The sequence below is a fragment of the Microbulbifer sp. GL-2 genome (assembly GCF_007183175.1).
In the GTDB taxonomy this organism is placed as follows: Bacteria; Pseudomonadota; Gammaproteobacteria; order Pseudomonadales; family Cellvibrionaceae; genus Microbulbifer.
In genome coordinates, this window is record NZ_AP019807.1 from 4,674,440 (window position 1) to 4,686,886 (window position 12,447).

Genomic DNA, 12,447 nt, shown 5'->3' on the forward strand with positions numbered 1-12,447 from the left:
CTCCACTCTTGCCACTATCAACCCGGCAACTTTATTGATTTCCAGACCACTATTTACAGTTAATGACCAGAAACCGCTTCACCAGCACCCAGCTCTGGCTCTGGCGGCAGGGGCACAATGCTTTGCAGGTACCCCCCAGCCTCTTCAGCCCTTGCGTAGCGCGCAGGCATCAGTCCGGCAAGCTTAGCGATGCTCTTGTCGACCCAGGGGTTGTAGATACCGACCCCGAGAAGTTCGACATTCTTTTCATGCACTGAAATCGCCTTCTCCTCGAACGGATAAATCTGGTCTTCCAGGGCCAGTTCGTATTCCTCCAACTCAAGCGCGTTCAAGTTGGTGGGGCGCTCAGAGTCTTTAAGTGACTGACTAAAGTGCAGATAGATCTCCGCAAGGTAATAAGTAGCTGCAGCGGTAACATCCGCTACCTGATAATCAATCAGGTCGGTGAAAGCGCCAATAGCAGCCTTCATCCGCTTGCGTTTCAGGTTCAGGTTTTTCTCAATGGGCTTTACCAGGGTCACCTGGGTGAAGGCCTGGTAACTCGGCTCAGCGAGTTGCAGTGCGGCATTACCGGCGAGATAACGGGTACGGTCACTGCGCTGGGAGCCGCCGCGCAGTTCGATACGCACCATTTCGCGCAGCTCTTTCATGTAGAGCTTTTCATTGCTATCTGCTTTATAAATATCAGCAATTCTCTGGCGGGTCTCCAGTGCCGGCTCCATTGGATTGGGGAACAAGCCTACATATCGGCGCAGTACTGCCAGTGCTTTTTTGCTGTCCCCTGCCGCGCTATAGAGATCCGCCGCCTGGGTCAGAGCTTCGCGGCGGATTTCCTCATCCTCAGATTCGCGCTCAATACGCTCGAACTCCGCAGCAGCCAACAGCAGCTCACCACTCTCCTGATAAACCACGGCCAGTTTCTTGGTGACATCTTTTGCCAGCTCATGCTCTGGGAAATTGGTGCGGAAATTGTTAAGCACCGTTGCAGCCTGGGCCCAATCTTTCAAAATGATCAGGGAAGCTGCCGCATCGTATTCTGCAGTCGCTAACAGGGTTGCTCCCGGAGCGGCGGCGCGAATACGCAGGAAGTGCCCAGCAGCCGTGACATGATCTTCCTGCTTGCGGGCCATATCACCCTGCTGGTAAATAGAAGCCGCCAGGTTATCGACAAGCCCGGCACGATCCTTGGCATCGGCAGCAGTGAGATTCAGGGTTTCTCCGTAGGCTACCTCTGCATCCACAAACGCCTGTACATCAAACGAGGCATGGGCTACCAGCATCCAACTGGAGCGACGAATTTCCTGCTCCGCCGCCGGGAATTTCTCCAGCAACAGGCGACCATTTTCGATAGTAGGTACGTAGTCCTTGAGACCATACAAATCCTCCACTGCACCCAACATCACCTGGGCCGCCTTTTCGTGCTGCGCGAAAGTATCGGCGAAGGTGAGCGATGAACGGATAATTTCACGCAGCAGGGGAGCGCGCTGTTCCGCAGAGGCTTCTTTCAGATTATTTGCCAGATGCTCGCGGTAGGCATAGACCGCCGCATAGCCAGCTTCACTGGAATCTTTGTGTGCCGGATACTCATAGGCGGTGCGTTCATATTCCAGGGCAGAGCCATGGAAATCACGATTCTCCAGCATCAGGCCCGCGAGTTGATAGTTGATCTCCGCTGCGCGCTCCGTTTCGCGGAAGGATTGCAGATAACTGCGATACCAGTGAATCGCCTCACGATAGTGCTCGGCCTTTTTATCCTTAAGCTTTTTGTTTTGGTAGGCGGCGTGATAATGACTGGCCAGGTCGATCAGGTTCGCCTGTAGGAACTCAACCACCTCTCCATACTCATTGATATCAAACACAGTCCAATATTCAGCTTTGAGGGCGTAGGTATTGGCAAAGGATTTCTTGGCATCCAGAACCAGTTTGGGGAATCCGCCCTTACCATAAATTTCGATCACCCGAATGGAGAAGTCCGCGGAAACCTTGTGGAGTGGATTGCGCTCAACAAAAGCGGTATAGGATTTAGCCGAATCCTGGTAGCGGCGCTTCTCCAGATAGTACTCACCCAGGTGGCTGTACACTAGGTATTCATACTCGCGTGCACCCTTGCGGGTAAAATAATCGACAATGGAATCTGGACCTTCCATGTAGGAGAAACTCAAACTCACCACGCGGAATGTATCTTCAACGTGCTTGCGCTCTACCTCATTGGTCTGCTGGTCAAAGTCATACCCCTGGGAAACCTTATAATCGAGCATGGCAACATAATCGTTCAATGCCATCTCATACATATCCTGCTTGAACAGGGACCAGCCGCGTTTGTACAGGGCCAACTCATAGAAACTGGAAACCACTCCGATGCCGATTACCTTACCGTAGGCATCCTCAGCATCCAGGTATTTCTTGCGGGTAAAGTAGTATTCCCCTAGACGAAACCACGATTCATCGATATGGCGGGAATCAGGATATTTGGCAACCAGCTGTCGCAACACATCCACCGCCTGGTCAATCTGGCCAGCCTCCTCATAAGCTCGCGAGAGCTGGTACATCACCTGATCATTGCGGTCGTACAGGGGATATTTTTTCAGCAGCTCAAGATACAGGTTGATAGCTTCACGGGCGTTTGCCGACATCAATGCATCGGGGTCATTTGCAGGTACAGGCAGGGAAGTGTTGTCCGCGGCAATCTCAAAACTGCCGCTAGCGCGCGCCTCAAACTCAGCGTCCGACTCTGTGTCACCACCGTCTTCCGCTACTGCTTTCTCAACTTGAGCAATCGGTGCTGACACTTCAGCAGGTGCATCAAGGGAGTTATCTGCGGTCACCACTGGAGCATCAATGGCAACCACCGCTCCACTTGTACTCGCTGCGCTTGCATTGCTGACGATGCCATCAATGGCCGCATCCTCAGCGCGGTGCGCCTGCTTGATTTTCAGATCGGCAATGCGCCGCATTGCCTCGGGCGTGAGGTTGGATTCGGGCGTTTCCTGTAAATAGCGCTGATAACTGGCCAGGGCTTTTTCGAGACTTCCGTCGATATATTCTTCTTTAATCTCGATATCGACATTCTGCAGGCTGCCAATAGTTTTGCCATTATTGACCGCACAGGCATTGAGCAACAATGCAATACCAACCAGGGTGCAACGGCGCACAATAGCCATGCTCGACAAGCCAATAGGTTTATTAAACCAGGGCATCAGGCTTCACCCTCTTCGCTTTCTTCCGCTTCCAGTTCCGGAGGATTTTCCCCGGGCAAAGGTTCAGGCTGGGCCTCGCGGTGCTGTTCAATTTTACGCTGATCTTCGCGCTGCTCCTGCAGCTCGTTGGCACGGTCGAAACTGTCGGCCAGGGCGAAACGGGCTTTTATTTGGTAGCTCTCCAACTGGGTACGACGGCGCTCCAACTCTTGTATTGCCAAAGCTTCAAGCATTCTGCCCTGACGCGCCATCAGCACTTCCAGGCGCTGCTGGGTACTGCGAATCTGCGCACGCAGCCGGGTGATATCTTCGTCGTAGCCGGTATAACTGTGGGTGGCTGCCTGTCGGCTGCGCACATAGGATTGATAAACTGTCTGCAGCTTTTCAATTTCCACATTGAGTTGCTGCAGATGCTTATAGGCTTCCGTAAGCCTGCCGTCATACTCTGTTGAGAGACGCAAATCCAAAACGCCCTGAAGGCGCTCTACCCTGCTGCGGGTCGATTCAGTGAACTCCTGAGGACTCTCGGCAATCCGGCTGTGCAGCTCTATCAATTCCAGTCGCGCCTCCTGCTCATCAGCAGTGGCAAGATATTCGGGGCGGCGAGAAACCAGCATCTGTTCAATACGACTGGCAAATTTATCGCGCTGCTCAAAACGCAGCTTGATGCGAGCATCCAGTTTGCGAAATTGGTCATCAAGTTGTGGTAGCAGCGGTTCGTAGTAGGCCCTGCGGATACCGATAATATTCTCGTAGGCACTCAGGCTTTTGAGCCACTCCTCATTGCGCTCGTAGAGATCATTCAAGTCGCGGTAGTTGCGCAGGAATTCCTGGTAATCATTAGAGGCCATCAGATCGAGGAGATAATGGGTCTCCGGCGCATCCGGCAGGTTGCGCAGTGCCACCACCCAGTTCTGTACCTGGGTAGCCTCTTTGCGGCGCAGTGCTTCCAGAAATTTCCCTGTGCGGATACTGTTAATTGAGGCCGTCAGCGTATCAATTTCATTGCCAAAGGCGTCCAGTGCACGGCCGTAGTTAATCGCCGCCGTACTGTGTACATCCAACTTGCCGTATGCGTAGGGCACGGCGAGCATGGACTCCTGCACGGACTCGTTAGTGCCTTTGCGATCCTGCAGCATTTTCCAGGGCACCAGTGCCCGGTCGTAACGACCAGCGCGAGCTTCCACCCAACCCGCACCGAGCAACGCGCGGTTGGAAAATGGACCTTCAAGATTCACACGGTCAAAATACGGGCGCGCCAGCTGTAATTCGCCAGCTTCCATCAAGTGGGAACCGAGCAACAGGTTGGTCTTGTCATACAGTGCCTGCTCGGCAGCTTTCCCACTGCTCTTTTTACCCAGAGCAGTCAGTTCCAATATACCGCGGGCTTCCTCACCGGATTTTAGCTGGGCAATACCGAGGTTGAACTCGACAAAGCCGGCCAGAGACTCGTCTCCCTTCAGGTCTTTGAGCAACTCAACGGCTTCATCAAAACGGCCCAACTGCATAAACACCCGCGCGCGCAAAAATTGCTCTTGCGAGCGCACACGCATGGGCACCCGCCCCTCAATCATTTCCAGCGCATGTAAGGCATTGGCCGGCTGCTGCTTGTGGTAATGGATCTTCGCCAGGCGATAGGCTGCCTCATTGCGCACCGGCTGAGAAACATCGCCTTGCAACACCGCCTCAATGGCACGGCCTGCTTCGCGGTGCATGCGATAGGAAAGTTCCAGGTCCCCCACAGAGAACTCTGCCTGCCCCAAGTGCGCACTGAAGGGATCAAGTTCCGGTTCATCCAGGCGGTGAAATTGAGCCAACTCGGTATCCAGGGCCACTATCGCATCGAAATAGTTTTCCTGGTGAGCGTGGAACATAGCCGAGCCGAAAAACAGATCTCGCAGTTCCTCATTCTCTTCGGCTTTAGCCATTCCGGTAAAAACAGATAAGGTACACAGCGAGGCAGCCAAAACCCGCAGCGTCGCCTTTACCTGGCCCGGCAGTACCGATAGCAGAGAAGTACGCATGATTACCAGTCCTTGAAGTTAATCTCAGACTCGGTCCCCAAAATACTGATCTCGACAAACTTCGGCCCCACAGCCTTGTCTACCTGATAAGAGGCATCAGCCCGATATTCCCTTCCCGAGGAAGTTTTGCCAATAAAACGCACTTCTAATGGATGCGCACCGGCTTGTACATTGCCCGTGTAAATCTTTTGCACCCCGCCTTTTTGCAGGGACTCAATCTCGCGGTAAGTGTAAAGGTGATGCGCAACAATCTCGCCATTGAGCTTGACCTCTACGGATTCCAACTCAAATGGCCGCTCATCGGCAATGGAGACAAAAAAAGCCACCTGGGTATTGGAGGGGAATAGCAGCTTCTCCTCCAGTTGCGCCAAGGTAGCAGTCAGGTCGATTACATCCTTTTTTACGTCCTGGATTTGCTCATCCAGGCCACGGATATCATCACGACTGACATCTTGCGCAGTTACCACGCTTGTCAGTAGCAAAAGGATTGTTACCTGTAGAATTCTGAACATGTGACCTACCTCTGACCCTACCTTTAACAATGAATACCAGCTATGCGGAGACCCTCGCGGGCCACATTGAAATGCCTGTACACAGGGACCTTTCAGCCAGCGGCATTGTATTGAATAGGAGAAAGGGCAGATGTGAGGAAAGTCAAATCTAGCGAAACAGACAGGTATGAATTTTCTGAAGTTTAGAAGGGAGCAAGGGGGAAGAGTGTGAGGCAGTTCGCACATTCCTTGCAAGAAGACATTGAGTGCGGGGTGAAGAGAATTTGCTTTTTCACGAAAGGCTATATGGACTCAAGTCAAAAACTTACAGGAATAAGGCTTTTGTACTTAAAGCCTCCAGTCTGTTTTTTTAGTGCCGCTCCCGGTTTTTTGGGGCGGCACTGCACCCGAGTCAAATTCACCCTTTTAGCTTTGAAAGGCTTTATGCTGTAGCGGGTTCTTCCATTGAGATAATTACTTTGCCTTTGGCACGACCGGCAGCAAGATAGGACAGCGCTTCTTTACTCTGCTCAAAAGCGTAAGTTTTATCTATAACTGGGGTGATAATTTTATCCTGGTAAAGGTTCCCCAATTCCTGTAACTGCTTACCATTGGCCTTCATAATCACCATCCGGTAAAGAGCGGACTTCGCCTCGGCCGCTTTCATCAGCTTGCGGGACTTGAGAGCGAGCAGTTTGCGGATCAGCCAGCCCAAGCCGAGCTCTTCGGTAGTCTGTGGGTCCAGATCACCGGAAATCGATACCACACGCCCGCCAGTTTTAATAACTTTGAAAGCATCCAACGTGTAATGGCCACCCAGGGTATCGAACACCACATCCATATCGGAGAGCAGGTCCTGGTAATTTTGCTTTTTGTAGTCAATGACAAGATCAGCACCCAGCGCCTTTACCCAGCCAACATTCGCCGTGCTGGTAGTCGTCACCACATAGGCACCGAAGGATTTGGCCAGCTGGATTGCCATAGAGCCGATTCCACCTGAGCCAGCATGAATCAGCACTTTATCACCCTGCTTCAGCCCGGCAACTTGAACCAGGGACTGGTAGGAAGTCAGCCCCACCAGCGGAATGCCGGCCGCCTCCTGATGCGAAAGGTTTTGTGGCTTTGGGGCCACGTGGGAAGCGTGCACAGCTATAAACTCCGCCACGGTGCCCACATGCTCCTCTCCAACACGGGCAAACACCTGGTCGCCCTCTCTAAAGTGGGTGACCCCCTTGCCTACAGCGACCACCTCACCACTGACATCCCTGCCGACACCGGCTGGGAAGCTTTCCTTGCGCATCGCTTTGAGGTCCCCGCGCAGGACCATATTATCAACGGGGTTCACGCTGGCGGCATATACACGCACCAAGATCTCATCAACTTTGGGGCTTGGCATATTTGCAGATTGAAATTCCAGACTACTTTCAATATCCCCATAACGGGTCATTCTCAACGCTTTCATAAATCTCTCTGACTTTCAGATCAACACAGTATGAAAGCGATAGTGCCTTTTGTTCTCACAAGGAAACAGATAGTAAATGGTGGAAGTCTTTTGTCTTTACAACAATAATCAGGAGATTATAAAGGCTAGAAAGGGGGTAATAGAGGCCATTATGGACAAAATAAGAGCATTACGCTATTTCAAACGTGTTGCAGAACTGAGCAGTTTCTCTGCTGTGGCCAAGGAGTTTGATGTGCCAGCCTCCTCCATTTCCCGCCGTGTACGCGACTTGGAGCAATCCTTGGGGGTCGAGTTATTACAACGCAGCACCCGACAGGTTGAAGTGACTGAGTTGGGCAAACTGTACTATTCGATGGTCACTGAAGCCATTCGGCAACTGGAGCAGGCTGACGAACTTGTTAGCCAAACTTTTGAGGCCCCCAGCGGCCTTATCCGAATCAGCTGCCTGCCTTCCTACGGTGAACAACACCTGACACCATTGCTGGAACAATTTGCCCAATACTATCCGGATATCGTATTCGACTTGCACTACAGCGATGATCTCACCCAACTAGGCAAAGATCCCGTGGATATCGCCATACGCGGTGGCTATGCACCGGACGAGCACGTAATTGCCAAGCGCCTATCTCAGAATGAATTCTCTCTAACAGCTTCCCCTGAATACCTCAGTTCCCTGGGCCAGAAACTCCCCCTTGGTAAGCAAGCCATAGAAACCGCCCAAGCCTTGCAATACCGAGGGCCCCGGGGGCCCATAGACTGGTACTATTTAACTGACGGCCAATGGGAGCCCTTAAAACTTTCCACCCACCTAATCAGCAACAATGGCAAAGCCCTGCTTACCGCAGCGCTAAATCATCGCGGAATGTTCTGTGTACCATCATGGAGTATTTGCGAACATATCGATTCTGGACAGCTGGTAAAAGTGCCTACCGAGGGCAAAGTATCAGTCAGCCCTGGTGGTGATATCGGTATTTTCCTGCTCTACGAACGGACTAGATACCAGATTCCGAAAATCAAACTCTGCGTGGACTTTATATACACAAATTTGGCAGACAAAGAATAGTGAAATTTAGAGCGAATAAACGTAAGGGGCCTAGCTTTTGTGTTTCCCAGGGATACTCTCGACGATAAAAAATAAACCCGCTATCAAGCTCACGAAAACCAGACAGGAATTTAGTAAAAAGGCCTGGCCGATACCTACAACCATATCCGGGGCGAACGCCACAACTACAGCGTTTAAGCCCAACCCCAAAGCACCACCAGCAGCTTTAAACATAAACAGGATTGCGCTGGCGAGACTTTCTCTACCCGGATCAACTATGGTGACCGCAAAAGTGGTGACAGCAGGATTAAACAGCCCCAGACCAAGCCCCAGCAGGATTAAACCAGGAACAAGGCCTATATATCGAGATTCAGCTGACAGAAGAGAGAGCCACAACATTCCAGCACCCATCAACAGCATACCCGCACAAATTATTAGTTTCGGCCCAAAGCCCAAATACACTCTCCCGGAGAGAAAAGAAATAACACCAAATGAGGCCATAAGTGGCAGTAGCGCCAAGCCGGAATCAATAGCAGAAAACCCGAGAACTTTTGTAAAAAATTGAGGCATATATAGAATTGCCGAAAAGAATACCACTGCTGTTACAAAGGTTATAACACCAATTACTGTAAATTTTTTATTAACTATTATATCCCCAGGTATCAGCGCATACTTCCCCTTCTTTACTTCCAAAAACACGAAGATCACAACAGCAACAAAAAAAACAAAGAAAAAATATAATGTCAACAGGCGATAAAATCCGATCTCCGCCGCAACATACATACCAAATAAAAGACTAAATACCGAAACCATCAACATAATCACGCCGGCATAATCCACTTTCTGAGGTGGTTTCGTTGGGGTATCATCTGGAACGAACTTCCAGCATAGAAACACAGATAGCAGTGTTATAGGAATATTTATCAAGAAAATCCATCGCCACCCCCAAAGATCCGATAAACCTCCTCCCAAAATTGGTCCTATCGCGTTCGCCAACCCAGATACGGCCATCACCAACCCGCCTACCTGACCAGCCCTGGTTAGGGGTACCAGTGTATATGCTATGCCCAGAATCGACGGCCACATCAGTGCAGCGCCAGCTCCTATCACAATCCTGGATATCAACAAGGTTACCGTATTAAGGGAAAGCCCTCCTACCAGGGAAAATAGTAAAAAAATAGCGCTGCCAATAAAGAATAATCGGCGGCGCCCATAGATGTCAGCCAAACGTCCTCCTGTGACGATCAGGACTCCAAACATCAGCGCATAGCCATTGATTACCCACTGGGAAGTAGTAACACCAATACTGAATTCCTGCTCAATCGCAGGGATGGCAGGAGAAAATGCGGTAAAATCAATAGTAATAAGGAATAGGGCAAGGTTAACCGCAATGAATCCCATTTTCTGAGACTCTGAAAGGTCCATCTGGAAATATGTCATAAAGAGCGGTCTTCCTGAGCAGACTCACATCACCATAGATAAAGAAGTATCTACGGTGATTACAGCAATGGCTGTATCAATCTTTAAATAGACCTCAACCCAATAAATGTTCATTGCAGGCCATACTCCCAACTTTCTACATTAATTGACTAACACTATCCCCTTCCACTCCCGGCCACCTTGGGTGCACTCATAAAAAAATGCGATAATAAATCCTGCCATTGCTAAACAGGCATTCATCTCAAAGGCCCAACTGATTCCAGCGGTAATATCCGGGCAAACCCTACAATTGCGGCATTGATACCGGGCCCCACGGCGCCACCAGTAATTTTTAGCATAAAGATAATTGCACAGGCCAGACTGGCACGACTGGAGTCCACTATCGCGGGTATCGCAGGGGAAAAAGCACTGATATCGAGTGCAATGATGAAAAGGGATATGCAAATTGCCAGTAAGCCGAAACGGGGAGAGTTTATGGACGGCTCCTGCGCATATGACATGGATGATACCAACCTTAGGGATTCCGATCCGGCATCACAGCCCAACCGAATTCCGTCTAAGCTTTCCCGAATACCCAAGTTATGGCCCACATTCTTGGATGTGCGCTATAAATCCAGCCCCGGCCAAACTTTATAGAGTTTTCCTCTCAAGGCGAGATTGAGTGGTTATAAATAAGTTTAGTTGAAGTGCCTCAGCTAAAATATGGATATTTGTAATTCTTGCTGGATGACTACTATCTACAGCATCCAGCCCGTAGCAGAGATTTCTTCATGCGCAAATTTATTTTTTTTATCATGATCATCTTCACCTCTCACACCTTGATTGCGGAAGAGGATACCGTGAACAACCTGAATGGTTTCCAGTGGAAAAACCGAATATTGTTATTAAATAACCCCACCAAAGCACCAGAGACCATGCAGTCCCTATTAAAACTGGGGCCACAATTTGCAGAGAGGAATCTCCTCTGGTTTGTTTTTACCAAGGGAAATATCGAAACCAATTATCCCGGCAAAATAACCAGTGATTTCGGTACGAATATCAAAGAAAAATTCTTTAAGGGAGACGGCGAGCAGGTCGTTTTAATTGGCAAGGATGGCGGTGTGAAATATCGCTCGGTCAAGTATGCTCCCAGGGAGATTTTCCGCCGTATCGATAGTATGCCGATGCGTCAACAGGAGGCGCAGGACAACTCTTCACCATAAACCCATGATATCTATGGCAAGGCGCTATAGCTGCTGGAACACTCAGTATCCTGTGCAGGGTTACTACCTGATTTAGCGTTCAGTAACAGAAAGCTCATGACATGTAGGTCTTCAAAACGATTCTCGTAGGGCGGGAAGCTGGTCACCCCCTGGGGAAAGGCATTCAGGTGACAGCGAGCACAACTGAATCCTCTCTGCGTATAGGTCTCCAAAGTAGTATTCACCAAATTTTGAGTATTTGAAGTCTGCGGTCCCGAAATACCCGGGCCCAGACGCGGATTGGGTGACTCCAAGTTTTTGTTTTGGGCACCGATCAACTGGTAATAGGACCAGACGCTATCCCTGAGCAGGGTCTGGTATTTCCAATTCACCAACTGAACCTGCAAAGGGATCGGGGTTACCCTGGAGACATTAATCCGCTCTCTTTCGTCGACGGGAATCAGCTGCTCACCATCTTTGTAGGGCAGCGGTATCACGCCGGCGACACCACTCTCACCATTGACCTCATAACCGTTGTCGTACCGGGCCGGGTGCCCGCCAGTTCCACCGGGATTCAGGGTCGGGTGCTTGGGCTTCGGCAGAGGGTCGAACAACCGCTTACCGATGCGCACATTGTCCACCTGTTCAAACGTGGACGGCAGGTGCCCGAAAGGTGTGACCCGGTGGATATGGAACCCAACCAAGCCCATCAACACAGGCTCTCCCAAAGAACCATCCGGCAGGGGAAAACGCATCAAGCGGCGGAAGTAGCGACCGGGAATATCCGGGTTTTCCCCACTGAGCTTAAGCACCTTCCAAGCAGCCTTTACCTCGGTCAGGCCCTGGCGTGCATAGAGCGGTAACTGGTCCAGGTAAAACTCCAACCCCGTTGGTACCGGCTGGAAGCGGCTGGCATTATCCGATGGCGACTGCGCTGGAGGTGGTGATTCACCCTTGCGATTGGCGTAGCGGATATATTTCCTGACTGCCTGCTCCTGGGTATCGGAATCGAAGTAACCGAACTGCTTGATGTAATCGAAATAGGACCGTCCCAGGGTAACTTCGACGCGTAAATATTCTTTATGCTGGTCCACCACCGGGCCCGTCGGCACATTGGCACTGGTGTAGGGCTGGTTGATACCCGGTGCAAAAGAGGTGCCGTATTGATAGTTGCCGTTGTAACAGGGAGGCGTGCTGATCCTAACAAGGCCACTGGTGTCGGGCTTCCCCCAATGTACTGGCCACTGCTGGGGTGGCACAAATACCGTTTCCGGCGACATATAGGTTTCCCAAACCACCAGATCATCGGGAAGCGGCAAGTTGGTGATCGGCGCTAACCTGGCTTTGGGATCAGGTTGGCCACGCAGGCCATTCTCTTTGTAGGGCCAGTTGAGAGCAATAAAACTGCGCCAGGCAAACTCGTATACCTCCCGCTGGCTGGGCTCTCCAGAGAGGCTTGGATGGATTCTGGAAGGTGGGAAGCGCTGGTCCACATCGAAGGGCATAATCCAGGGCTTGCCCGGCAAAGGTGGTGCAGAGTGGGTAACAGCGGAACCGAACAACAAGGTCAGTGCAATACCCGCTACCAACTTGGATGTGTCCATTTCTAC

Annotated in this window: 9 protein-coding genes; 2 read left to right on the plus strand and 7 right to left on the minus strand. The window is 50.9% G+C overall.

All coding sequences use genetic code 11. The features are described 5' to 3' along the window. Positions 1 to 59 precede the first annotated feature (59 nt). The 4 genes from GL2_RS20180 to GL2_RS20195 form a co-directional block, all read right to left on the minus strand. The gene (locus tag GL2_RS20180; RefSeq protein ID WP_143732526.1) at positions 60 to 3,197 is read right to left on the minus strand and encodes a tetratricopeptide repeat protein; all 3,138 of its coding nucleotides are present in this window, start codon (positions 3,195 to 3,197) and stop codon (positions 60 to 62) included. Next, positions 3,197 to 5,221 carry a tetratricopeptide repeat protein gene (locus GL2_RS20185; protein WP_143732527.1) on the minus strand — a complete coding sequence of 675 codons (2,025 nt, stop codon included), beginning with the start codon at positions 5,219 to 5,221 and terminating at the stop codon, positions 3,197 to 3,199. The genes GL2_RS20180 and GL2_RS20185 overlap by 1 nt, the downstream gene beginning before the upstream one ends. Before the next feature lie 2 nt (positions 5,222 to 5,223). After that, the gene (locus tag GL2_RS20190; protein ID WP_143732528.1) at positions 5,224 to 5,733 is read right to left on the minus strand and encodes a hypothetical protein; all 510 of its coding nucleotides are present in this window, start codon (positions 5,731 to 5,733) and stop codon (positions 5,224 to 5,226) included. Between the two features lie 421 nt (positions 5,734 to 6,154). Then, positions 6,155 to 7,174, minus strand: a complete 1,020-nt coding sequence (locus GL2_RS20195; RefSeq protein ID WP_143732529.1) for an NADP-dependent oxidoreductase — start codon at positions 7,172 to 7,174, stop codon at positions 6,155 to 6,157. A gap of 151 nt (positions 7,175 to 7,325) precedes the next feature. Here GL2_RS20195 and GL2_RS20200 point away from each other — a divergent pair, with 151 nt between their 5' ends. After that, a complete protein-coding gene (locus tag GL2_RS20200; protein ID WP_172621220.1) occupies positions 7,326 to 8,237 on the plus strand; it encodes a LysR family transcriptional regulator in 912 nt (303 codons plus the stop codon). Positions 8,238 to 8,267: 30 nt separating this feature from the next. Here GL2_RS20200 and GL2_RS20205 read toward each other — a convergent pair whose 3' ends face one another. Together GL2_RS20205 and GL2_RS20210 are read right to left on the minus strand one after the other, a co-directional pair. Continuing rightward, positions 8,268 to 9,656 carry an MFS transporter gene (locus GL2_RS20205; RefSeq protein ID WP_143732531.1) on the minus strand — a complete coding sequence of 463 codons (1,389 nt, stop codon included), beginning with the start codon at positions 9,654 to 9,656 and terminating at the stop codon, positions 8,268 to 8,270. A gap of 236 nt (positions 9,657 to 9,892) precedes the next feature. Further along, positions 9,893 to 10,156 carry a hypothetical protein gene (locus tag GL2_RS20210; RefSeq protein WP_143732532.1) on the minus strand — a complete coding sequence of 88 codons (264 nt, stop codon included), beginning with the start codon at positions 10,154 to 10,156 and terminating at the stop codon, positions 9,893 to 9,895. Positions 10,157 to 10,426: 270 nt separating this feature from the next. On the opposite strand from GL2_RS20210, the gene GL2_RS20215 reads away from it, so the two are divergent. After that, complete coding sequence (locus GL2_RS20215) at positions 10,427 to 10,858, plus strand: DUF4174 domain-containing protein (protein ID WP_143732533.1); 432 nt, start codon at positions 10,427 to 10,429, stop codon at positions 10,856 to 10,858. 11 nt (positions 10,859 to 10,869) lie between these two features. On the opposite strand, the gene GL2_RS20220 is transcribed toward GL2_RS20215, so the two are convergent. Beyond that, positions 10,870 to 12,441, minus strand: a complete 1,572-nt coding sequence (locus GL2_RS20220; protein WP_143732534.1) for a hypothetical protein — start codon at positions 12,439 to 12,441, stop codon at positions 10,870 to 10,872. Positions 12,442 to 12,447 lie beyond the last annotated feature (6 nt).

Coding starts and splice junctions, on each gene's coding strand:
- GL2_RS20180 (WP_143732526.1), bottom strand. CDS start 3,197: ATGCCCTGGTTTAATAAACCTATTGGCTTGTCGAGCATGGCTATTGTG.
- GL2_RS20185 (WP_143732527.1), bottom strand. CDS start 5,221: ATGCGTACTTCTCTGCTATCGGTACTGCCGGGCCAGGTAAAGGCGACG.
- GL2_RS20190 (WP_143732528.1), bottom strand. CDS start 5,733: ATGTTCAGAATTCTACAGGTAACAATCCTTTTGCTACTGACAAGCGTG.
- GL2_RS20195 (WP_143732529.1), bottom strand. CDS start 7,174: ATGAAAGCGTTGAGAATGACCCGTTATGGGGATATTGAAAGTAGTCTG.
- GL2_RS20200 (WP_172621220.1), top strand. CDS start 7,326: ATGGACAAAATAAGAGCATTACGCTATTTCAAACGTGTTGCAGAACTG.
- GL2_RS20205 (WP_143732531.1), bottom strand. CDS start 9,656: ATGACATATTTCCAGATGGACCTTTCAGAGTCTCAGAAAATGGGATTC.
- GL2_RS20210 (WP_143732532.1), bottom strand. CDS start 10,156: ATGTCATATGCGCAGGAGCCGTCCATAAACTCTCCCCGTTTCGGCTTA.
- GL2_RS20215 (WP_143732533.1), top strand. CDS start 10,427: ATGCGCAAATTTATTTTTTTTATCATGATCATCTTCACCTCTCACACC.
- GL2_RS20220 (WP_143732534.1), bottom strand. CDS start 12,441: ATGGACACATCCAAGTTGGTAGCGGGTATTGCACTGACCTTGTTGTTC.